The following is a 24,194-nucleotide window of genomic DNA, read 5'->3' on the forward strand; positions in this document are numbered from 1 at the left end:
GGTTATTATATGGAAAAGCGCAAAGTTGTTATTATCGGTGCTTCACATGGTGGTCATGAGGCTGCTTTTGAAACTTTAAATCGTTATCAAAATGTAGATGTTACTATATTAGAACAATCTGATTATGTTTCATTTATGTCTTGTGGAATGAAACTTTATCTAGAAGGAAAAACTACAGGTATTAATGATGTAAGAAACTTTAGACCTGAACAATTACAAAATAAAAATGGACACATTTATAATAATACAAAGGCAGTAAGCATTAATACTTTTGAAAATACTGTTACTGCTAAAAATGTTAAAACTGGAGAAGAAGCAAAATTTCCATATGATAAATTAATAATTTCATCAGGAGTAAACCCAGCTAAGTTAAGCTTGCCAGGGGCAAATCTTGAAAATATTGATTTAATGCGTGGATATTATTGGGCTAAAAAAATTGATGAAGCTCAAAAAGATGACTCTATCCATAATGTTGCAATTATTGGTGCAGGTAACGGAATTGCTGCTGCAGAAGTGATGGCTAAAGCCGGTAAGAATGTAACTTTAATTGATGCTGGCAAAAAACCTCTTGAAAATTATTTGAATAATACCTATACAGATATATTTGAGAAAGTTTTAACCAAAAACGGTGTCAACTTAGCAATGGAAACTAAGGTTACTGGTTTTAGCGGTGATAAAAAAGTAGAAGCAGTTAAAACTGATAATGGGGATATTAAGACTGACTTAGTAATTATTGCTGTAGGAGTAAATCCTAATACTGAATGGTTAGATGGAACTGTTGAGCTATATGATAATGGTTACATTAAGACAGATGAATACTTTAGAACTAGTGCTCCAGATATTTATGCAATTGGTGATGCAGTATTTCCATTTAGTATTCCAGCTAACCGCCGTGTTCCAATTCCTTCAGCAATTGCCGCTCGTCATGAAGCACAATATGTTGTTGAACACTTATTTGAAACAACTCCATCTCGTCCATTTGCTGGAATTGTAGGAGCACAGGTCTTAGAAGCATTTAACATGCATGCTGTTACTACAGGATTAAGTGAAAAAATGGCAGAACGTGCAGGTATTAATGCTTGTGAAGTTATCTTTAAAGACCATCTTAGACCCGCATATATTCCAGAAAAAGATAACCCAGAGGGATATCTTTCAATTGTATATGATGCTGATAGTCATCAAATTCTAGGTGGATCTACTCTTTCTAGTTATGATATTACGGCACAAGCTAATGTATTAAGTTTAGCAATTAGAGAAAAGTTAACACTAGAAGACTTAGCAGAAGCTGATTTCTTCTTCTCACCAAGCTTTGATAAACAGTGGAATTTAATTAATTTAGCAGCTCAAAAAGCTTTAAATTATGATCAAATAGTTTAATTAGTTAGCTTAATAATAATATGAACCTTCAGATTCACAAAGATCTTAGGGTTCATATTTATTTTGACTTGAAAGTCGTTTGTTTTTCAAGTCAAAATATTTGGTTATTTATAAAAAAATATTTTAAAAATGAATACCTCATAATTGTCAGACATGGGTCTAATGATTATGAGGTACTTTTTTAAATAAAAATATGGAATATGTATTAAAGGATTACCTCTACATACGTGGAGAATACAAAACGCTGTAAGTCGTAAAATTTACGGTCACGGGATTACCTCCACATGCGTGGAGAATACTTGTGTAGCATGTGCAACTGCATCTCCAACACTAGGATTACCTCCACATGCGTGGAGAATACTCTTTATAAGGTCGCATATATACACGCTTAAAAGGATTACCTCCACATACGTGGAGAATACTCACGGTTGAAGTAAAAGCTGCCGCCGTACACGGGATTACCTCCACATACGTGGAGAATACATAATTAGAAGCTGAGGTAAGGAAAAGAACTCAGGATTACCTCCACATACGTGGAGAATACGACTTTATAACTCCATCATATACTAATAAATGGGGATTACCTCCACATACGTGGAGAATACATTTTTCACAGAATATATCGACACCTTTTTCTAGGATTACCTCCACATACGTGGAGAATACGAAGCAGTTCAACAAGTCAACTATACATTAAGAGGATTACCTCCACATACGTGGAGAATACAATACTAAATTTGGTGTTTTAGCTAGAACAAAGGGATTACCTCCACATACGTGGAGAATACAAATCGTCTTGCTTCAAAACTTCTAGACTCTCAGGATTACCTCCACATACGTGGAGAATACTACTTTGTTCCATTCACAATGTAACTTGCTAGAGGATTACCTCCACATACGTGGAGAATACTATTGCCGCAAGAAATCACACATGACCCAATTAGGATTACCTCCACATACGTGGAGAATACATCACGCAATGTAAAAAATGTTGACAATATCCGGGATTACCTCCACATACGTGGAGAATACTTAAGAGCTTTAGCTGCTGGTCTCCAAATAAGAGGATTACCTCCACATACGTGGAGAATACAATAAACAATTAGTTGAATTAACAGACGTGATAGGATTACCTCCACATACGTGGAGAATACAATAGTGCTGTTTTTGTTAAGCTCTCCTTAACTGGATTACCTCCACATACGTGGAGAATACAATAATTAGCTTGTGGGCTATTTGACACTAAAGGGATTACCTCCACATACGTGGAGAATACTTAACGTTTTGAAAATCAATAAGGTCGTCTTCGGGATTACCTCCACATACGTGGAGAATACTTTAACATAGTTTCAACATCGTCATCTTTAACGGGATTACCTCCACATACGTGGAGAATACAGTATAATTTAATGTCAGTGTAAGTATTGTTAAGGATTACCTCCACATACGTGGAGAATACACTCATTAGGAAGAGCTTCATAATAGCTATCTTGGATTACCTCCACATACGTGGAGAATACCATCTCTTGATGGCTATAAAGCTGATAAGACAGGGATTACCTCCACATACGTGGAGAATACTCCAATACTTTAGCACAAACTTCAGACGTAAAAGGATTACCTCCACATACGTGGAGAATACCTACACAATCCTTGATTTAAAGCCATTCTTATCTTACGAAAGTTCAAAAAATAATCACTTTCAAAATTAGTTTACCATAATTAGTTGTGATTTGAGAATAAAAAATTAATAGTGATAGAATATAATTATTAATTTTAGGAGGAAAAAATGAAAAGATTATCTATAGCAGCTCAAACATTGTGGGGGAAAAAATCAATAAATGAAGATGGTAACGAACTTTGGCTTCCATTAATTGCTCATATGATTGATACTAAGAATGTGATTAATTGGTTGTATAACCATTATTTAAATGAAGGACAACGACGAATAATTCAAGAAAGTATTGATAATGAAGAATTAGCTCAAAATTTAGTTAAATTCTTAGGCTTTATTCATGATATAGGTAAAGCGACTCCAGTTTTTCAAACTAAACAATCGTATAATCATAGTCAAGATTTGGATGATAAGTTAATAGAGCAATTAATTGAAAGTGGATTTGAGAATTTAGAGGATGTAATGGATGAATTTTCTGATAGAGATACACCTCATGCTAAAGCAGGAGAAGTTATTCTAGAAGAAAATGGACTAAATGAAAGTCTAGGAGCCATCATAGGTGGACACCACGGTATACCTCAAGCAGAGTTTTTTGACTTTGATGATGAATATCAAGAATACTTAAGTAATTATGTACAATATGATGGTGAAAATAATGAAATCCAAGAAAAATGGAAATCAACTCAAAAAGAATTAATTGAATATGGATTAGATATTTGTGAATTATCAAGCTTAGATGATTTACCAGAAGTTAGTCAATCTCAAGCTGTTATTTTAAATGGCTTAGTTATTATGGCAGATTGGTTAGCTTCGAGCTTTCCATTAATATCTTTAGATCAAAAATTTTTAGATTTAGATATGAATGAGAGGCTTAAAGATGGAATCCTTAATTGGATAAGTAATACTGGTAAGTGGGAACCTGAGTCTATAACTGATTCAGATGAACTGTATCAAAAGCGTTTTGGGTTTACCCCTAGAAATATTCAATATACAATGTCTGAAGCTATTCAGAATAGTACGGATCCAGGCATGATAATAATTGAAGCTCCAATGGGAATTGGAAAAACAGAAATAGCATTAACTGCTGCGGAAGAATTAGCAACTAAAACTGGTAGAAATGAATTATTTTTTGGTCTTCCTACTCAAGCTACTACAAATGCAATGTTTAATCGTGTACAAGATTGGTTAAATAATATTGCTTCGGAAGAACAAGAAAATTTACCGATTAAGTTGATGCATGGTAAAGCACAATTTAATAAAGAGTACCAAAAAATTCCCGATGCACAAAATGTTGATGATGAAGGCTCAGTAGTAATTAATAGTTGGTTTTCTGGTAAAAAGTCTATCTTGACAGATTTTACTATTGGAACTATTGATCATTTACTTTTGATGGGATTAAAACAAAGACATCTATCTTTACGACATTTAGGATTAAGTGGAAAAATCGTCATTATTGATGAAATTCATGCTTATGATACATATATGAATTCCTATCTTAAAAAAGTAATAAAGTGGTTGGGTTCTTATCATGTGCCAATAATTGCCTTATCTGCTACTTTACCAATTGAAAGAAGAAATGAACTACTAGAGGCTTATGCGGAAGGAAAATATTTAATTCCAAATATAGATGCTGACGATAGTTGGAACGATAATTGTGCATATCCATTAATGAGTATTTTAGATGGAGACAAATTAACCCAGATTAGTGATTTTGAGAGTACTAATTCTCCTACTGATGTTACTGTTAAAAGATTAGTTGCTGCTGATGAAGCTACTGTTGAAAAAATATATCAAAGTATTAAAGACGGTGGAGTAGCAGGAGTAATTGTAAACACAGTTAAACGTTCTCAGTCACTAGCTAAAATAGCAACAGATCTTTTACCAAATGATGTTAATATTCTTGTTCTGCATTCAGCTTATTTAGCAACTGAAAGGGAAAAACTTGAACAAAAATTGCAAAATTTAATTGGTAAAGATGGAAAAAGACCACAAAAATTAATTGTGATTGGAACACAAGTTTTGGAGCAATCTCTAGATATTGATTTTGATATTTTGTTTACTGATATTGCTCCAATGGATTTGTTACTTCAAAGAACAGGACGACTTCATCGTCATAATATTTCACGTCCTAAAAAATTGAAAAAGCCACAATTATATGTAATGGGGATTGATGATTTTGGTAGTTACGGAGATGCAAATGAGGCAATTTATGATAAATATTTATTAATGAAAACAGATTACTTTTTAAAAGATAAACTAATTCTACCTACTGACATTTCAAAATTGGTACAATTAGTTTATTCTGAAGAAAATAATGCTGATATAAAAGACATTGAAGATGATTATTATGATTTTAAAGCTAAAAATAAAAAGAAGCTACAAGCCTCAAGAGCTTTTCAAATTTGTGAACCTAATAGCGATGATACGATACATGGTTGGTTAAGTTCATCTCAAGTAGATGTTGATAAAGATGAAAGTAAGGCACAGGCAGCTGTTAGAGATATTGAAGAAACAATTGAAGTAATTCTGCTTAAACATACTAAAAATAAAGATTATTTAATTGATGGTACAAATATTGAAGAGCTGCCTAGTCTTGAAAAAGATAAAATTATTGCTACACAAATCATTAGACTTCCTAGAGCAATTACTTATAATATTGATAAATCAATCAAAAAATTAGAAAATTTGACTCAAAAATATTATTATAGTTTATACAAAGATAGTGTATGGCTAAAAGGATCTTTGATTTTGCCTTTGGATGAAAATTTGGAAGCAACCTTAAATGGTTATAGAATTAAGTACTCATCTAAGTATGGTTTAAGTTATTCAAAAGAATAAATGTATTCCTCACTTTTGTGAGGGTGACCCTGTTATTTGGTATTTTATGGATAGTATTCCTCATTTTTATGAGGTTAAAAGATTATGATTGTATAAAATCATAATCTTTTTTATTTTACTCTTGATTATTAATTACTTTAGAACTATCATTACTTTATAGCAATGTTATATGTTACTTTATTGAATAGTAAAGGAGAAACAAAATTGAATGAATACTAGTTTTAATTTAGTTGAGAAACCTTGGATAAAAGTAATTGATTTTGCTGATCAAGAACAACTGGTTTCTTTATCTGAAGTTTTTCAAAATGCTTCGCAGTATCGTCAGTTAGCTGGTGATACTAAGTCTCAAGATTTAGCAATATTAAGATTTTTATTGGCTATTTTGACTAGAGTATATTTTGATTCTAATAATAAAAATGTACTACTTAAAAAATGGAATAAGCTTTATCAGTCTAATGAATTTACACCAGATGTATTCGACTATTTAAATAGTTATAAAGATAGTTTTGATTTATTTGGTGAAAAACCTTTTTATCAAGTTACTGAAGAAGTGTATAACCAACATGTTGAGCCAAAAAAGCAAATAAAAAATGGAAAAGGAACAGTAGCTATTAAGCAAATGAATAGAACTGTTTCAGAAAGTAATAATACTCCATCTCTCTTCTCCCCTAAATCTGAAAGTTATAAAAATAAAGTAAGCTTAGCAGAATTTACTCGTTGGATTATTTCCTACCAAAACTATACAGGAGTAACTGATAAGACTAAGATGCTCAGTAAAGACAAATTCTCTGTTTCATCAGGTTGGCTATATGGACTAAATCCTTTTTTTATAAAACAAGAGAATCTATTTAAAACCCTAATGTATAATTTAGTTTTAGATCCTGATACTAATGTTGAGGAGCAAAAGCCTGTTTGGGAATATGACATATCTGAATATTTAAGAAAACGTGTGAGAGCAGAACTTCCTGATAATATTAGCGAACTTTATACTTTATGGTCAAGAATGCTTCATATTGAATGGTCAGATGCTGGTGAACCAACTATATTTACTGCGGGATTGCCTAAAGTCGATAGTGTTGAAGCGCGTATTGAACCAATGACAACTTGGAGATATGATAAAAAAATTGATAAGTTTAAACCGGCAGTAAAAAGTAAGAATAACTTAGATGTGGCGATGTGGCGAAACTTTGGCCAATATATTGGTGTAAATCAATATAAAAAAGACAGTAAAAATAATCCACAACTGATGCCAGGGTTAATGCATTGGTTACAAGTATTAAAAGATAAAAAAATAATTGATTCTATTTTAGATGTAGATTTAGTTTCTGTTTCTCTTATAAGCGATGGAAATGCTACTTCTCAATCTCCATATGCAGAAGTTGTAGATAATATGCGTATTAAACTTAATGTTTTATTTGATGAAAATCCAGAGTTGATAAATAAGTGGCCTATAAGAATAGACAATACTATCAATCAAACACAAACTGTCGGAAAAGATTTATGGATTTTTGCCAAAAAAACGGCAGTCCTATTAGGTCTGTCTGATAGTACGTTTGCATCAAGGGTTACAAGTCATTTTTATGATAGATTAAACAACTTGTTTTATGGGTGGCTAGCTAGTATATCTGCTGACGATAATCAAGATAAAAAAATATTAGAGTGGAAAAATGAACTTGAAAAAGTGGCAGCTCAAGAAGCTAAAGCAATAGTGGCAAATGTTCCTTCTAAAGCCATTATGGGTAGAGATCAAGAAGATAAAAAATCAAGAGAAAATATCTTCACTGCGTATAATAGTTTCCACGTAAATGTAGTTATTCACCTTGATAAACGAAAAAAGAAAAATAGGAGGTAGAAATGAAAAATAGAGTTTATAATGCAACTTCAATTTGTATTAATCGATTATTTAATAATGGAAATATGGATAAAGCTGCCCTTGCAAATTTACGAAATTCTAAGTCTTTAAATGACCGTTATGCAACAGTAGTTTGGCCAATGATATTTGATGCTATTAACCAAGCTTATGAAAAGAAAGAGGTAAATCAAGTTCTTTCTCAAGATGGCACTCCGACTATAGCTGAAACAGCTATTTACACTGCACTTTGTTGCTATGCCATTTTTCAGCAGGGAACTGATCAAAAAGTATTCGGTTCTATTCAAGAAGATGATGAAGCTGAGAGAGGTCAGAAATTGTTTTCAGCTTTGCGTAAAATAAGTAATTTAACTTCTAAAATGGATGAAGCAACTAAGACATCCCTTGATAAAAGAGTTGATATGACTTTAGCGATGTCAAATCCAACTAGTGTTATTAACTCCGTAGTACATTTATTAAGGATTCTTAAAAGTAAAAATAACAATGTACAAGTTAAAGTGGATTTTGCTCAATTGGCAAGTGACCTATTTTTTATTCAACTAGATAGAACTAGCGCTAGAAAAACATCCCTAAAATGGGGACAAGATTACTATTATTGGAACGATAACGATAAAAAAGAAAATAAATCTAAGGAGAAGTAAAAATGAAAAATTTATATCTTGATATCAATGTATTGCAAACTGTACCATCTTCAAATATTAACCGTGATGATACTGGAACTCCTAAGACCGCAATTTACGGTGGGGTTACTAGATCTAGAGTATCTTCACAAAGCTGGAAAAGAGCAATTAGATTAGCGTTTAAAGATCAATCTAAAGATGCAGATTGGCTTAATAGTTTCAGAACTAAGAGAGCTCCAATGTTACTTGCTAAGAAACTTGTAGAACTTGGTAACTTGGATGAAGAAGCAGCAATGAAGAAAGTTCAAGAAGTGTTTAAAGCAGCTGGTATTAAACTTACAAAGGATAAAAATACAAAAGAACCTATCACTGGTGCCCTTGTTTTGATTAGTGAAGGTCAACTTGAAAAAATTGCTAAATACGCTTTGAGTGTTGATGAGTTTGATAAAGCAACAGCTAAAGAAATAAAAAAGAACTTGATGGAAGATCAGTCCTTAGATTTAGCCTTATTTGGAAGAATGATGGCAGATAATCCAGAATTGAATGTTGATGCGTCAAGTCAAGTTGCACATGCTATTTCAACTCATGAAATCATACCAGAATTTGACTATTATACTGCAGTGGATGATGCAAAAGATGAAGATCAATCAGGTTCTGCAATGATAGGTACTCTTGAATATAATTCTTCAACTCTGTATAGATATGCTAATGTTAATATTAATGAACTTTTCCATAACTTAGGTGATAAAAAATTGACTCTTGAAGGAATTAGATTATTTATCAAAGACTTTATTTTAACAATGCCTACTGGTAAGGAAAATACTTTTGCCAATAAGACTATTCCTCAATATGTCATGATTAATTTAAGAGATGATACTCCTGTAAACTTAGTGACAGCTTTTGAAGAACCAGTTAAAACTAAAGGTGGATATATTAAAAAATCTATTAATAAGTTAGAAGAGGAAAATGAATCAGTGGAAGATATGATTGGTAAACCATTGTTAAATCTTGCTTTGACTAATAAAGAATCTAAAGTTGCAAATCAGGCTGACAATATAAATGATTTAATTGAAAAAGTAGCACAAAGCATTAGTCAGAGGTTAAATGATGAAAACATTAACGATTAAGTTAACTTCTCCACTTCAATCATATGGTAATGAAGCGAACTTTAATATTAGAACAAGTTATCCTCATCCATCTAAAAGTGCAGTTATTGGAATGATTGCAGCTGCATTAGGATATCGTAGAGATGATACTAAACATATTATTAAATTAAATGATTTAAAATATGCTGTTAGAATCGAACAGTCTGGTTCAATGATGCAAGATTTTCAAACGGTAGAATATAATAAAAGCTCTAGTAAAACTGCTCGAAAACTTACTTATAGAAGTTACTTACAAGATGCTGTATTTATGGTTGCAGTTGGTGGAGATGATAAAACTATAAATTCTATTTATGAAGCTTTACAAAGGCCAAAGTTTCAATTGTATTTAGGAAGAAGGTCCAATCCACCTGCTGGTGTTTTACAACTACAGACTTTTGATGAAACTCCAGTAAAAGTTTTAGAAAAAATGGATTGGCGAGCATCTGAGTGGTTTAAAAACAAATTTAAGGAGGCAAAGTTTAAAACAAAAATTTTTGCTGATGCAGATTTATTACCAGATAAAAGAAGTTTTTCTGAAAAAGATTTAATCGTTTCGCTAAATCCTCAAAATCGAGAATATAAATACCGATATGTAGCGAGTGAAATTATAGAAATTAATAATCCAAATATTACAATTGATGATAAGTCAAATGTAACTAATGATTTTGATATTTGGAAATTTGTTTAAAGGAAGGGAGGATTTAAATGTATTTATCAAGAGTTCAAATTGATAGTCGTAACAGATTAAAAATTAAAGATCTAACTCATTTAGGTGCATATCATAATTGGGTTGAACAAAGTTTTCCTGAAAAATATAGTGATGGCGATCGACCTAGACACTTGTGGCGAATTGATAAATTAGGTGATAAAAAATACCTTTTAGTTTTAAGTGAAGAAAAACCAGACTTACAAAAATTAGAAAAATATGGCGTTGAAAATACTGCTGAAACTAAGAACTATGACCATTATTTAGATAGTATTACTTCTAATAGTACATGGAAATTTAAATTAACAGCTAATCCGACTTATAGAATAGTAGATGAAAAAGGTTCAAGAATAGTTCCTCATATTACTATTGATCAACAGTTGAATTGGTTGATTGATCGTTCTGAAAAACATGGTTTTAAAATTTTAACTGATTCTGAGCAATCAACTATTTCTGTAGATATAGTTGCTCGTGATTGGCCAATTCTACGGAAAAATAGACGCGTAAAATTGAGTCGTGTAACATTTGAAGGTATTTTAAAAGTTACAGATTTAGATAAGTTTAAAACTGCATTAACGAAAGGAATTGGTAGAGAAAAGGCCTATGGAATGGGCTTAATAACAGTAATTCCTTTCAAGGCAAATAATGAACAATAATATAGGAGCTGATAAACCCGAACTTAATGAATTAGGTAGAGTTAGTGATAGAATAACTTTTATTTATGTGGATCACGCAGATATTGATAAACATAATAGTGCAATAGAAGTTCATGATAGTCAGGGAACAGTTTATATACCTGTTGCTTTAGTTAGTGTATTGATGGTGGGACCAGGAACTACAATTACGCATCGGGCGATTGAATTAATGGGAGATTCTGGATTATCAGTAGTTTGGACAGGAGAATGGGGTGTACGACAGTATGCTCATGGCAGAGCATTAAACCATTCGTCACGTTTTCTCGAAAGACAGGCTAAATTAGTCTCAAATGAAAGGTCTAGAATATCCGTTGCTAGAAAAATGTATGGAATTAGATTTCCAAATGAAGATTTTTCTCATTTAACTATGGAGCAACTTCGAGGTAAAGAAGGATCCAGAATTAGAAAAGTTTATCAACATGAATCTTCAAAAAATAACGTTAAATGGTCCCGAAGAGAATATAAAGTTGATGAATTTCAAAGTCAGACGCCGATAAATCAGGCCTTAACTGTAGCTCATCAAGCTTTATATGGATTATGTTACAGTGTTGTGGCTGCATTGGGCATTTCGCCAGGTTTAGGTTTTATTCATACAGGACATGATCTTGCCTTTATATATGATTTTGCAGATTTATATAAAGCAGATTATTCAATTCCAATTGCTTTTGAAGTAATTGCAAAGTATGGTAAAAGAGATATTGAACAGCATACTAGGTTGGCTATGAGGGATGCGTTTAAAGATGGAAAACTCTTATCTAAAATGGTAGCTGATTTAAAATATTTATTTGACATTAATGACGATACTAAAGGTGAATTGTTTGGTCTATGGGATAATAAAAAAGGGCTGCAAAAGTACGGTGTCCAATATAAAGAAAGGCAATAATCTATGATCGTAGTTACTTTATCTAAAGTTCCAGCGTCTCTTCGCGGCGATTTAACTAAATGGTGTCAAGAAATCCAGACTGGAGTTTATGTTGGAAACTTCAGTGCTAAAATAAGAGACAGATTATGGCAAAGAATTAACAAAAATATTGGTGTTGGTGTCGCGACAATGGTTTATAATACCAATAATGAATTAGGATATACGTTTAGAACTACCAGACTAGATTATGAAATTGCAGATTTTGATGGTATTCCATTGTTAAAACATTTAAATTCCGTTGATACTAAAGTTAAGCATGGTTTTAGTAATGCAGCTAAAATGCATAAAGCTAGAGTATTTTCTCATGTTCATCAAAAAGGTTTAACTAAGGCATTAAATACGAAAACTGTTACTCTTGATATTGAAACAACAGGATTAAATCCTGAAAAGAATAAAATAATTTCTATTGGAGCAGTAAAAGAAATTGATGGAAAACGTTTTACTTTTTATAAATTAATAAAAGTTAGTGAAGAAATTCCACCAAAAATTTATAAACTAACTAACATAGATAATGCTCTATTGAATAAAAAGGGTGTATCATTGGAAGAAGCACTTATTCAATTAAACTCCTTTGTTAAAAGTGCAGTAATTGTAGGATATAATGTACAGTTTGATATGCAGTTTTTAAGAAATAATTTTCAAAAACTTGACCTACCTACGCTTACAAATGTGACATTAGATTTAATGCCTATAGTAAAAGATACTAATTTATTTTTAGATAATTATAGATTAGGAACTGTACTTAAAGAATATAAGATTGTTAATCATGCTGCACATAATAGTCTCAGTGATGCGATTGCTACATACGAGTGTATTCTCCACGTATGTGGAGGTGATCCCAGTCAAACCACCACTTGCTTTAACTTCATCAGGTATTCTCCACGTATGTGGAGGTGATCCCTGACATGCAAACTAAGGGTTTTATTTCAGATTGTATTCTCCACGTATGTGGAGGTGATCCCATCTGCGTCTTTCATTTTGTTTTACATACAAAGTATTCTCCACGTATGTGGAGGTGATCCTTGATCATCGAATCAAAGGCTAAAAAGCGTAAAGTATTCTCCACGTATGTGGAGGTGATCCTAGTCAATTTTATCTGATTCGGTTTGAAGTTTGGTATTCTCCACGTATGTGGAGGTGATCCTTAACTTGCTTAGAGCTATTAACTTTTGTTAAGGTATTCTCCACGTATGTGGAGGTGATCCTACGCTTAAATAAAAAAGCAATCAACTGACATGGTATTCTCCACGTATGTGGAGGTGATCCTAATACTAACACGTTAATCAGTTCGCAAACCGAGTATTCTCCACGTATGTGGAGGTGATCCCTTATTAAAAGCTGATGTTGTAATGATTGAAAAGTATTCTCCACGTATGTGGAGGTGATCCTGTTTTAAACGCATCAGTTTCACAGGCAGTAACGTATTCTCCACGTATGTGGAGGTGATCCTTTATAGCCTATAATAATTATAGAAAGTTAAGGGTATTCTCCACGTATGTGGAGGTGATCCCCGCTGTATGTTTCATTGCCATCAGTCAAAACAGTATTCTCCACGTATGTGGAGGTGATCCTATTTAAAGAAAACGAAGCGTCATGCATTTTATGTATTCTCCACGTATGTGGAGGTGATCCTATCTCCTCCGTCACCAGCTAACGTTTTCATTGGTATTCTCCACGTATGTGGAGGTGATCCTGAATTTGATGCCATTAATGGTCTTGACCATGAGTATTCTCCACGTATGTGGAGGTGATCCTATCGTCGATAAAGGCTAGTCTAATAAGCTTTTGTATTCTCCACGTATGTGGAGGTGATCCCTAAGGGTTTTATTTCAGATTGGGAACAAGCTAGTATTCTCCACGTATGTGGAGGTGATCCTATGATTTTTTTTAGTTAATCTGCTTTTAACTGGTATTCTCCACGTATGTGGAGGTGATCCTAGTCGACCAGCAGTTAACGTTGATGACTTACCGTATTCTCCACGTATGTGGAGGTGATCCTTGATGATTGAATGTTGATTAACTTTTGATTGAGTATTCTCTACGTATGTGGAGGTAATCCTCAAGACTTTTTGAGCTACGTTACTGATTCCACGTACGTGGAGGTAATCCTAATAGCAGGATTTAAGCTAGACTCAGCAATTGGTATTCTCCACGTACGTGGAGGTAATCCTCTCGCTCGTAAAGCAGATATGACAACACACGCGTATTCTCCATATATATGGAGACAAATAATTAAAAACTGCATAATAAAAGCCCTCTTAAAAGCAAGAGGGCTTTATTAGTATACTGGGTCGGGAGTAGTTAAGATAAATTGGTATGGCATCTCACCAGATAAAACGAACTTTTCATAAAGCATTCTGATTGCGCGTGACATAGACAATTTAACTGCAGAAAGTACTTCCTTAGCTTTCATGTATGCAGTATCATTTACTGATTTTTGAATTTTTTTCTTTTTATCATATTCGCAAACATTATTTTCTAAAGCAGTAAGAGTTGCAATTTTTTGTGCAGTTTCTTCTTCTGTCTTAGTTAATCTCTTAAATGGCAAGATATGATTATTTGCTAAAAAATGAATAAAACCATTAATAAATCCTCCTTGACTCAAACCAATTTTTGCTAGTCGTTTTTTTACAGCAAAAACTAGATCAGAATTGAGTGTTACATTGATCATCTTAGTAATTATTTGCATTCCGGTAGTCCTTTCAAATTTTTGCTATATACTATTTTGTCATATACAAATGCAAAAATAAAGGACGTAATGAAATTTTAATTAGATGTAATAAATGTGAAACATTTTTAATGGTTAAAGGTCATTTTATTGGTAAGTTTAAACTTATAAGGAGCAATTTTAGAGTTTTCAATTTGCTTAATTAACTTTTTATTAGTGACAACACCGATTCGTTTATTAGTTCCATCAATAGCCATTATTATTAAAGAATAGTTGTCACCAGCTTTTAGATTTCCGTTACTGATTGAAGAAAGTTCAGCACTAGGAATAAGAACTTTAAATTGTCCGTTTTTAACCTTAGCGGCTTTTGCATTACCAATGTGAGAAGAATATGCATGGTTCATAAATGCGCCGGAGTCTTGAGTTTGTTTGACAACAATTTGAGAGTTATTTGGAGCTTTACTTGTTCCAGAAATGATAATATCGCCGCGATGTCCATGAATATTAGTAACTTTAACTGGATAAATTTGTAATTTACTAGTGGTCTTCTTTTTGGTAGAGGGTTTAGAGCAAGCAGATAATAAAATTATCAATATAAATGGTAAAAATATTAATTTAGTAAACTTTTTCATGATTTTATCCTTATCTAAAATATATTCGTATTATAAGTATAAGATAGTTAATGAAGAAATGGTGGGATATTTAAATTTTGTATTAAAAGACAACATAAATTAGATATTAGGATTAATTTTTCATTCAAAATTGTGTAAGTATAATACAAATTCTAGAGAAGTAAGCAAATCTAAACTATAATAAAGTTAATCAAACTGTTGTAATTTTAGAAAAGAGATTAAAAATGGAAGATATTAATCAATATTTAGAGCAAATTCCAACAATTCCAGATCAAAATAATAAAAGAATTGCTGCAATCTTAACTAATAGTGATCCATTTACATTGGGTCAAGGAAAGTTATTTGAAATCGCACAACAAGAAAATGACCTTATCTACTGTATAATTGCTGCTAATGATAAGGCAATGTTCACGCAAGAACAACGTGTTGGTTTTGCTGAAAGTGACCTTGCTAGATATAACAATGTTAAAGTTATAAGTGGTAAAGATTTAATTCCAGATTTTAGTGTAAGTATTGAATTTTTTAAAGATCAATTCGCACCTAAACTAAACATTAGTCGTGTATATGTAGGTAAAAAGTTTTTATCAATGGATAATCACTTTGATAATGTAAGTTTGGCTCATGAATTGGGACCAGATATTGAAGTAATAACAATTCCAGATTTAGAAGTAAATGGACAAACTGTAAGTGCAAGTGAAGTTCGGAAAAATATTATGGATAATAATTTTAAAGCAATTCGACCATTTGTAAGTGAAGCAGTTTTTAAAGATATTCAACAAGATCTTTAAAAATAAAAAGGCAGCTTTTATAGCTGTCTTTTTACTTAGAAATATCTTTCATCATTAAAATAGCCTTTTGTGCAGAATTTTTTACAGTTAAGTTTTTAGAAAAATCACGATATTTCTTTCGATAAATTTTTAATTCTTTAGGATGGGTAATCCAATAATTAATTTTTTGAGCTAATATTGTACTATTTCCTGCTGGAAATTTATTCATAGGGCTTAAAGCATAACTAACAGTAGAAGAAAGTGGACTGTCTGCAATAATAGGAACACATCCACCAGCAAATGCTTCCATGCAAGCCATTCCCTCTACTTCAACGTCTGCGCAGTGAACAATTAAGTCACTATGGGCAATGACATGCCTTAGTTGTTGAGGAGTATAAAATTTCATCGTAACTTTTACTGTTAATGAATTGGCCAATTTACGAAATTTCTTTTCTAAAGGTCCCTTACCAGCTAAAATTACGTGAATATTATTAGTGGTTGAAATTTTGCTTAATGCAGTGAGTAAGACCTCTTGGTGTTTTTCTCGAGAATAGCGTCCAATACAAAGAATTGTAAAGGGATGACCGACTTCTTTTTTGTGGGGATTTTCAATAAATGATTCACTGATACCGTTAGAAATTACATAGAGTTTTTGTTTAAAGTGATATTTTTTTAGTTGTCGTTTAACTTTTGCGGTAGGACACTGTAAAGCGAGACAGTTACGAAATGAAATATCACGAAAAAACCACATAAAAAATGAATTAAAAAAGCGATTATTGATATGTAATGTTTCTGTGATGTTTCCAGGAAAAATGTGAAAGGTTCCGTAAACAGGTTTGTTAACCTTACGGGCAAGTTTAGCAGATTCCCATGAAACAGGAAAAGGAGTTTCAACAGCTACGATATCAGCCCAATCAACAGCATTTTGGAGGACTTTCTTTTTGGGTAATGCCAAATGAAAACCTTCTTTAGCAATAATTTTTTTGAAAAATGGAATTGTTAATTCAGGTAATTGATAATCTGGTGTTCCACCAATTGCACAAGATACAATTCTTACTTCGTGCCCCAGTTTTATAAATTCTTGGGCAAATCGTTGGGTAGAAATGCACATTCCATTACTTTTGTTAAAGTAATCATCAATAACAATTAAAATTTTCATTTTACTGCCTCATAATTTAAAAATAAAAATTAACACTAATAAAATTATGATAATAACTAGACAGATAAGTATATAATTTTGCTTATTAGATGATGGTATGGGTTTGGATTCAAGGTTAGTTTTTATTTCAGGATTTTTATTCTTTTTGCGGCTAAGTCGAAATTCATAGTCTTTTCCTTCATGAGGAATAATTCGCATTTCATCAGTAGTATAGGGATTAGTTTGATGATCATAAATATTAGTTAAATAAGTTAAAACATCGTGAAAGTGGTTTAAGCCTAATAATACCATTTCTTTTTGTTTATTTTTTGTTAATTTTTCAAAACGATGTCCATGCGTTGCATCATTGCCCCAATAACGAGTATATGTCATGAAATCTAATACTTTATTGGGGTAGTTCAAATTACGAATTCTTCTTAACGCCTCAATCTTTTTATAAGAAGGCCAAGTTTTCCATTCGTTCCATGTAATGTATGGTTTTTTGCCATATCCTTTTAAAAGTGGTTCCACATTATAAAGTTCATTAAGAACAGATTCTTGTTCATTGCGCAGTCTGCGATATGCATCAGAATAATCATGTGCATGGTAGATTTTAATAATTTCTTGAATTTCGTCATACAACACAATTCCATCTTGTAAATGGTTAAAGTTCCAACTATTTTTTATAAATTTAAAATTAGGTATTTCTATCTTCATATTATCAACTCGATTAAAAAGTATTATATTCTTCAACTTAATTATAACTAAAATTGACATAATAAGTAATTTTTTAAGGTTATGGTATAATTATGGAAGCGATTTCTAATAGATGATATAGAAAGAGGAGATTTAATGGACAAAAATATGAAAAACATGTTAGCAGGTAAACCTTATATTCCTACTAAAGAACAAGGTAAAATTTCGCATAAGGCTCATCGTTTATGCCAAGAATATAATGCTATTCCTGATACTGATAAAAAAGCGCGAGATGCTATTATTGATGAGCTATTAGGAGAACATGGAAATGGTACTTATTTACAAGGATCTATTCAAATTGACTATGGTGTATTCACAGAAGTAGGAGATAATTTTTATTCAAATTTTAATTTAACAATTTTAGATACTTGTCCTGTGAAAATTGGAAATAATGTTATGTTTGGACCGAATGTTACTTTAGCAACGCCTCTACATCCACTTTTACCAGAACAAAGAAATGACCGTATACTTGCTGATGGAACTGTAGGACATTATGAATACGGGGCACCAATAACAATTGGAGATAATTGTTGGTTTGCAAGTAATGTAACTGTTTGTGTAGGAGTTGAAATTGGTAATAATTGTGTCATTGGCGCAGGAGCTGTCGTTACTCACAATATTCCAGATAACTCTTTAGCACTAGGTGTACCGGCAAAAGTTGTCCGTCAACTTAGTGAAAGTGATAGGATAAAAAACTGGCCTTTCTAAAATAACATTTAAATAAAATCTTTAAAATATTTTAAATGCTTGACTAACTCACTCATTCCGCTTTATGGTATCATACAATATGTAGGGATAGTTTATAAGGGAGCTATCTAAAATATATATTCTAGTGAGTAGGTAAACGATTGAAATTATTTAAAAATAAAGGCAATTCTATTAAAAAAGGTTTGCAAAAATTTTTAGCTGTAATTACTGGTCATGCACCTAAGGTAGAACCTGAATCTAAACAGGAACCTCCTCATTCTTCAAGAGAAGACAATTCTAATCAAGGATTTCAAAATAATTCTCAACAACCTCGTCCAGGACATTTGAATGTTCATAAACAATATACCTTACATGATATTGGGCTTGCAGGTGACATTCACCGTCAGGTTGTAGGAAGTGTGAGTCAAAAGGGGGATGTCCATTACCATCAGCATAAAAAGCGTCCCCAGCCTACACATGATACTAGCAGCGAATTAATTGATGAGACTGCCGCTAAATTAAGTAATATTGGTTTGGCCGGGGTGAAAAAACAGAATGATAGAAAGTGATATATATGGATATTTCGAAAGAAATATCCTTTTTTATATATTCTTTTGAATATGTTAAGTGTTAATGATATTATATGTATAGATAAAAACATTTACAGAAAGCATAACAGGAAGGTAGAGCAGATGGCTAAAAACAATCAAATTATTCGTAATTTGACATTTGGACTAACATCAGTATTGGCAGGAATGCTAATTGCAAATATGGGGAAAGATAAAGTAGAGGCTAAAGAAAATACTAAGTCTAACTCCGTAGATGAGTATACTAACTCAAATCACCATGTAAAAAAGAACTCTGTTAAACACATTAATAAAGTAGTAGTTAAAACGGATGGTGTTTTAACTCAAGACAGCAGTCAAGACTATGAAGCAGATCCAGCTTTGAAAATGATAGGACTTAATGGTCTAAAAGAAAAATAAAAAATATTAACTGGTATTTTTATAGAAAATACCAGTTTTTCTATATTTATACTTGAAATAATAATAACATTTGTTATTATTATTTTTAGAAAGAAAACATAATGTAAGGATATAGAAATATGAAAATAAACAGAGTATATCAAGGTGCAATAGTAGGGATTACATCGACAATGATTGGAAGTTTCTTTTTTACCAATAATGTTTTAGCAGATGAGATTGATACAGCTCCAAAATTGTCTAATGAGGATCATGCAGTCACAGAATCTTCAAATGCTAGTAAAGTAGATAAGGTAATTGTGGAATCTAATAAACTACAGGATAGTGAGCAAGATAATAATTCAATATCTTCTGATCAAATGACTTCTAATAAAAAAGATGAAGATGTTGTGTGGGAACCAGCTCCTCCACTAACTAAGGCTCAAGATAATGATTATGATGAAACATCGGGTAACCAAAGTAGTAATGGAGTTGTAAGACCACACGCTCAAAAGACAAGTAAGGCTAAAAAATCTACACAAAAGTCTGCTAAAAAAGTTAATAGTCAAATATCAAATTCTGAAAGACTAAGTAGTTATTCTAATAATACAATTTCTAAGAAATTTAATAATAAAGAATTTTCTTCTGCACAAACTTCACAACATGCTCAAAAAGCAACTATAAGGACAAATGAGACTGAATATAAAATGTTACCTGCAGCTGGAGAAAATAACAATAAAAGTATAATAGTGGGAACTACAATGCTTTTGAGCAGTGTAGGATTATTAGGAATTAAAAAACGCAAAAATTAGCATAAAAAGTTTGAAAAAATTCTGCAATATTTTGCGAAGTTTGGTATAATGAAATTGCCCTGTGTGGGGCATCATAATACACACGAAGGCTATGATGATGGTGGAAAAGGATAAAGCTAATGTTGAAATTAATGGGAGTAGTGTCCTATTAATTAGTTAGCTTATGGCTTTATGGTATGGTAATAATCATACATAAGAAAATAGGAGTTAGGCAATCAGCTTAACTCCTGTTTTTATTCAAAAGTAAAAAAGTAACCTTAACTCTTTGTAATGAGCTAAGGTTACTTTTTTAGTTACTATTAGTTTTTTTTACAGTTAAAAACATAACTATAAAGCTTAATATATAAGCAGTTGCATTAATTATCCATCCTAAGTTATATGAGCCTGTTTGATCAAAGAAAAGACCAACTAAATATACAGATGCTGACATAGCAAAGGCTCCTAACATATTAATGACTGACAGGATGTTGCTATAGTCTTTTTCACCGAATTCTTGTCGAATAATGTAAGGAAGAGCTACTAAGCATACTCCTTGACCTAATCCTAAGATAAAAGCTGAAAGGATAAGCATTGAACTTTCTTTAAATCCGATTAAACCACTCCATCCAATTACACCCATAATGCTATAAATAAGTAAGACTAAGCGAGTATTAAATTTATCTAATAAATATCCAATTGAAATTTTACCAACAGCTGCACCAATCATAACTCCTGATACAACAGTAGCTGCAGTAATTGGAGAAATTCCGATATTGGTAATATGTCCTGAAATATGTTGAACACTTCCAGAAACAAATTGAAGAGCTAACATGGCAAAAGCTAATGCATAAAAAACTGGAGTTTTTAGAGCAGCTTTTAAGTTTATTCCAGCCAAGCTCTTGCTAGTTTCATTTTTAGTGATTTTTCCGTATGCAGGATGAGAATCATCTGGTTTTGGTTTAATTGAAATTACCAAAGGAACTAAAATTAGGGCAATTAGCAGCGCTTCACCAATAAAGCCTCCACGCCAGCCGAATTTAGTAATGATACTTGCAATAATTGGGTTAAAAATTGTTCCCCCAAATGCGGACAAACCTAATGAAATTCCCATTACGGTTCCGAGTTTTTCATTAAACCATTTACTGAGTAATACTGGAATTGATAAGGTGATTGCAATTGGCTGACAAACTCCAATAATTGTCCATGCAATATAAAAATGTATTAATGTGTTAGCAAAAGCCAAACTTCCCATACTAATTGCAATTAATGCAAAACAGGCAGTTAAAAGCCAACGTAAGTTAACTTTTTCCATTATTTTTCCAGCAAATAAAAGTGTAATTGCAGCTGCTGCATTTTGGAAAGTAGTCATTAGAGCAACATTTGCTCGACCTACTTTAAAATATTCACTGACAGGTCCAAAAAACAAACCAATAGTATTAACTAAAAGTCCAAAACCAATCATCGAAATAAAACAACAAACAATAAAAATCCACCAAGGAATAAATGAGTTTTTGTGATTCACTTCTGTTCCTACTTTCTAAATTTCCTACGAAAGATATTATGCCAGAAGTCAATACGAACGATGGATTAAAAAAGTATAAAGAAAGTTTTGCGAAAATTTAAAGTTTAAATTCATGAGTATGTACGTATAATAGTAGATTTTTACGATAGTATAAAAGTGACTTTTGATTAATACGTAAAATTTGTTTCAATTCTTCATCTGTTTTAGTTTTGTCACTTAATTTTGAATAAACATAGCTTAAACGTAAACTTTGTAAAGTTAATTGTATTCCTAACACTTCACGATCTGGTTCAATAGTACGTGCTAAGTTGAAGTCAGATGCATAAAAGCCACCATTTTTTTTGGAAATTAGATAAGGATTATCTTCATGAGAAAAGTCACAATGAGTCCCAATATAGTCGATTAGCACATCATTATTAAGTTGTTGGATTACTGTGTTAAAACGCAAGCGCAATATTTCATCAGGTTTATATCCTAGCGCAGTTGCAAGCATAAACTTAATAGTGATTGGATTTAAGCCATCAATTTGGGCAATTTCTGGAAGTTTATTCATCCAATTTATCACTACATCATGCTGGCGATTCCAATAACGACCACTAATCATTACAACAGGATAATTATCAATTAAATGATGACTATAAAGATAAGTAAAGTAAGCTTTAATATGACTAACGTATTTATTAATTGTATTTTTCTTGAAATGAAGTTCTGTCTCTAAAGAATTAAAAAAGTTTCGTAAATCCGTTTCAGTAACTTTATTAATATCAGGATTATCTATACTATTGATATAATAATTCCAAAAAGTATCGGCTGATTTTTCTGTTAATGCGATTGAAGCATCAGTTAACTTTTTTTCAGTTTTACAATAATTATGAAAGTTCTTCTTGTATGGATATGTCACTTTTATGCACCTCGTTTTTTAATAAGTTGTTACTGCATTAAGTATACTATAGATAAATGAAATTGTACTAAAATTCTTTGTAACGTATAATTAATTAATAAAAAACATTATTAAGAATAATAAGTTGGTGAATAAATGAAAAGCGTGTTAATTAGTCAAGATCTATCTTGTGTAGGACAAGTATCATCAGAAGTAGCTTTACCAATTTTAGCTGCATGTGGTTATCAAGTTGGCTTGTTGCCGACAGCTATTTTATCAACTCATACTGGTGGATTTGGCAATAATACTTATTTAGATTTAAGCGAGGAAATGAAAAAAATCACGAATCACTGGCATGACGCAGGAATTGACTTTTCTGCAATTTATTTAGGATATTTAGGTGGAGGGGCAATTGACTTTTGGCTTAATGAATTAGAAGTTGTAGATAATCAGTTTATTTTAATTGATCCAGTGATGGGTGACCATGGTAAGTTGTATAGCGGAATGAATAATGAATATGTAGAAAAAATGCGGCAGTTAGTTAAACAAGCAACAATATTGACTCCTAATTTAACAGAAGCGATGTATTTATTGAATAAAAAAATTTCCTTAGATAACGTAGATTTAGCCCAAGCAAGAGAATTAGCAGAAGAATTAATTGAAAAATTTGCCTTATCTAAAGTAATTATTACAGGGATTCCGCTAAATAACAAAATAGGAATAGTTGGAGTAGAAGATAAAAGAGCTTGGAGTATTTTAGAAGATAAATTATCAGGTTCATTTTTTGGTACAGGTGACATGTTTGCTAGTAGTTTTTTAGCTGGAGTTTTAGCAAAAAAAGGATTAAAAGAATCTGCTCAAATAGCTGGAGAGTTTGTTAAAATTGCAATTAAAAATACGCCTAATGATCAAGATAGAAGATTTGGACCAAATTATGCTGCTGGTTTAAGTTATTTAATGGAGGAATGTAAAAAATAATGAGAGATAATAAGAATTCTTTGCAAAATGTTATTATTACGGGAATGTTTGCTGCTTTAATTTATTTAGGCGTTTGGGTATTGCGAATTCCAATTCCAGCACTTGTTGGAAGACCTTTTATTCATTTTGGTAATACTTTAACAGCAGTTGCTATTCTTTATTTAGGTTATAGAAAAGGAATGCTGGCTGGAATTATTGGGTTAGGCAGCTTTGATATTCTTAATGGCTATGCAGCAACCTCTTGGCTTACAATGCTAGAAGTAGTAGTGGTAGCGAGTGTTTTGAGTGGAATTTTTCGTTTAATGAATTATCAAGATACAAAGAAAAATATTATCATTCTTGGAATTGTAGCAGGTTTAACAAAAATTCTGACGACTTATTGTGTATCAATTATTGGAGCTTTAATGGTTGGTACAACTTTAAAAGTAGCCTATATTGCTTCATTTTTGAGTTTACCTGCAACTGTAATCAACTCTATCACAACAGCGATTTGTACACCATTACTTTATTTTGCATTAACTGAAGTATCTAGTAAAGTATTAAGACGTGCAAGATAATACTAAAA

The 24,194-nt window shown here is 31.9% G+C and carries 21 protein-coding genes, 1 pseudogene and 2 CRISPR repeat arrays; of the genes and pseudogenes, 16 read left to right on the top strand and 6 right to left on the bottom strand.

Annotation, left to right across the window (positions count from 1 at the left end):
• Positions 1-9 precede the first annotated feature (9 nt).
• The 9 genes and pseudogenes from ACTHPI_RS02615 to cas2e all read left to right on the top strand — a co-directional run.
• Entirely contained in the window at positions 10-1,377 is a 1,368-nt protein-coding gene (locus ACTHPI_RS02615; protein WP_445352626.1) for an FAD-dependent oxidoreductase, read from the top strand.
• Between the two features lie 210 nt (positions 1,378-1,587).
• Positions 1,588-3,019: a CRISPR direct-repeat array (repeat unit 28 nt; unit sequence GGATTACCTCCACATACGTGGAGAATAC).
• Between the two features lie 147 nt (positions 3,020-3,166).
• Entirely contained in the window at positions 3,167-5,890 is a 2,724-nt protein-coding gene (cas3, locus tag ACTHPI_RS02620; protein ID WP_445352627.1) for a CRISPR-associated helicase Cas3', read from the top strand.
• Positions 5,891-6,098: 208 nt separating this feature from the next.
• On the top strand, positions 6,099-7,742 hold the full coding sequence (locus ACTHPI_RS02625; RefSeq protein WP_445352628.1) for a type I-E CRISPR-associated protein Cse1/CasA: 1,644 nt from the start codon (positions 6,099-6,101) through the stop codon (positions 7,740-7,742).
• A gap of 2 nt (positions 7,743-7,744) precedes the next feature.
• A complete protein-coding gene (gene casB, locus ACTHPI_RS02630) occupies positions 7,745-8,401 on the top strand; it encodes a type I-E CRISPR-associated protein Cse2/CasB (protein WP_445352629.1) in 657 nt (218 codons plus the stop codon).
• Positions 8,402-8,403: 2 nt separating this feature from the next.
• The gene (gene cas7e, locus ACTHPI_RS02635) at positions 8,404-9,507 is read left to right on the top strand and encodes a type I-E CRISPR-associated protein Cas7/Cse4/CasC (protein WP_445352630.1); all 1,104 of its coding nucleotides are present in this window, start codon (positions 8,404-8,406) and stop codon (positions 9,505-9,507) included.
• On the top strand, positions 9,488-10,213 hold the full coding sequence (gene cas5e / locus ACTHPI_RS02640) for a type I-E CRISPR-associated protein Cas5/CasD (RefSeq protein WP_445352733.1): 726 nt from the start codon (positions 9,488-9,490) through the stop codon (positions 10,211-10,213). The genes cas7e and cas5e overlap by 20 nt, the downstream gene beginning before the upstream one ends.
• Before the next feature lie 17 nt (positions 10,214-10,230).
• Positions 10,231-10,887, top strand: coding sequence for a type I-E CRISPR-associated protein Cas6/Cse3/CasE (gene cas6e / locus ACTHPI_RS02645; protein ID WP_445352631.1), 657 nt, complete (start codon positions 10,231-10,233; stop codon positions 10,885-10,887).
• Positions 10,877-11,809, top strand: coding sequence for a type I-E CRISPR-associated endonuclease Cas1e (gene cas1e / locus ACTHPI_RS02650; protein WP_445352632.1), 933 nt, complete (start codon positions 10,877-10,879; stop codon positions 11,807-11,809). The genes cas6e and cas1e overlap by 11 nt, the downstream gene beginning before the upstream one ends.
• Before the next feature lie 3 nt (positions 11,810-11,812).
• A pseudogene (gene cas2e, locus ACTHPI_RS02655) lies at positions 11,813-12,646 on the top strand (type I-E CRISPR-associated endoribonuclease Cas2e); the annotation flags it as partial.
• Between the two features lie 13 nt (positions 12,647-12,659).
• Positions 12,660-13,907: a CRISPR direct-repeat array (repeat unit 28 nt; unit sequence GTATTCTCCACGTATGTGGAGGTGATCC).
• A 219-nt stretch (positions 13,908-14,126) separates the two neighbouring features.
• On the opposite strand, the gene ACTHPI_RS02660 reads toward cas2e, so the two are convergent.
• Both ACTHPI_RS02660 and ACTHPI_RS02665 read right to left on the bottom strand, forming a co-directional pair.
• Positions 14,127-14,537: a hypothetical protein gene (locus tag ACTHPI_RS02660; RefSeq protein WP_445352633.1), complete on the bottom strand. Its 411-nt coding sequence runs from the start codon at positions 14,535-14,537 to the stop codon at positions 14,127-14,129.
• 107 nt (positions 14,538-14,644) lie between these two features.
• Positions 14,645-15,148 carry a hypothetical protein gene (locus ACTHPI_RS02665; RefSeq protein ID WP_445352634.1) on the bottom strand — a complete coding sequence of 168 codons (504 nt, stop codon included), beginning with the start codon at positions 15,146-15,148 and terminating at the stop codon, positions 14,645-14,647.
• A 224-nt stretch (positions 15,149-15,372) separates the two neighbouring features.
• On the opposite strand from ACTHPI_RS02665, the gene ACTHPI_RS02670 reads away from it, so the two are divergent.
• Positions 15,373-15,936 (top strand): hypothetical protein, encoded by a 564-nt coding sequence (locus ACTHPI_RS02670; RefSeq protein WP_445352635.1) that lies wholly within the window; start codon positions 15,373-15,375, stop codon positions 15,934-15,936.
• A 31-nt stretch (positions 15,937-15,967) separates the two neighbouring features.
• On the opposite strand, the gene ACTHPI_RS02675 is transcribed toward ACTHPI_RS02670, so the two are convergent.
• Complete coding sequence (locus ACTHPI_RS02675) at positions 15,968-17,074, bottom strand: glycosyltransferase (protein WP_445352636.1); 1,107 nt, start codon at positions 17,072-17,074, stop codon at positions 15,968-15,970.
• A 9-nt stretch (positions 17,075-17,083) separates the two neighbouring features.
• Positions 17,084-17,770, bottom strand: a complete 687-nt coding sequence (locus ACTHPI_RS02680) for a hypothetical protein (protein ID WP_445352637.1) — start codon at positions 17,768-17,770, stop codon at positions 17,084-17,086.
• A gap of 135 nt (positions 17,771-17,905) precedes the next feature.
• On the opposite strand from ACTHPI_RS02680, the gene ACTHPI_RS02685 reads away from it, so the two are divergent.
• From ACTHPI_RS02685 to ACTHPI_RS02700, 4 genes are all read left to right on the top strand, one after another.
• Positions 17,906-18,517, top strand: a complete 612-nt coding sequence (locus ACTHPI_RS02685; RefSeq protein WP_445352638.1) for a sugar O-acetyltransferase — start codon at positions 17,906-17,908, stop codon at positions 18,515-18,517.
• Positions 18,518-18,657: 140 nt separating this feature from the next.
• On the top strand, positions 18,658-19,065 hold the full coding sequence (locus tag ACTHPI_RS02690) for a hypothetical protein (protein ID WP_445352639.1): 408 nt from the start codon (positions 18,658-18,660) through the stop codon (positions 19,063-19,065).
• Positions 19,066-19,188: 123 nt separating this feature from the next.
• Positions 19,189-19,482 (top strand): hypothetical protein, encoded by a 294-nt coding sequence (locus tag ACTHPI_RS02695; RefSeq protein WP_445352640.1) that lies wholly within the window; start codon positions 19,189-19,191, stop codon positions 19,480-19,482.
• 119 nt (positions 19,483-19,601) lie between these two features.
• Positions 19,602-20,270, top strand: coding sequence for an LPXTG cell wall anchor domain-containing protein (locus ACTHPI_RS02700; protein ID WP_445352641.1), 669 nt, complete (start codon positions 19,602-19,604; stop codon positions 20,268-20,270).
• A gap of 289 nt (positions 20,271-20,559) precedes the next feature.
• On the opposite strand, the gene ACTHPI_RS02705 is transcribed toward ACTHPI_RS02700, so the two are convergent.
• Together ACTHPI_RS02705 and ACTHPI_RS02710 are read right to left on the bottom strand one after the other, a co-directional pair.
• Positions 20,560-21,711, bottom strand: a complete 1,152-nt coding sequence (locus ACTHPI_RS02705) for an MFS transporter (protein WP_445352734.1) — start codon at positions 21,709-21,711, stop codon at positions 20,560-20,562.
• 157 nt (positions 21,712-21,868) lie between these two features.
• Complete coding sequence (locus tag ACTHPI_RS02710) at positions 21,869-22,672, bottom strand: integrase (protein ID WP_445352642.1); 804 nt, start codon at positions 22,670-22,672, stop codon at positions 21,869-21,871.
• A 135-nt stretch (positions 22,673-22,807) separates the two neighbouring features.
• Between ACTHPI_RS02710 and ACTHPI_RS02715 the strand changes: the two genes are divergently transcribed.
• Positions 22,808-23,629 (top strand): pyridoxamine kinase, encoded by an 822-nt coding sequence (locus ACTHPI_RS02715; protein WP_445352643.1) that lies wholly within the window; start codon positions 22,808-22,810, stop codon positions 23,627-23,629.
• Positions 23,629-24,186 carry an ECF transporter S component gene (locus ACTHPI_RS02720; RefSeq protein WP_445352644.1) on the top strand — a complete coding sequence of 186 codons (558 nt, stop codon included), beginning with the start codon at positions 23,629-23,631 and terminating at the stop codon, positions 24,184-24,186. The genes ACTHPI_RS02715 and ACTHPI_RS02720 overlap by 1 nt, the downstream gene beginning before the upstream one ends.
• Positions 24,187-24,194: the final 8 nt, after the last annotated feature.

The sequence above is a fragment of the Lactobacillus sp. PSON genome, assembly GCF_052615405.1.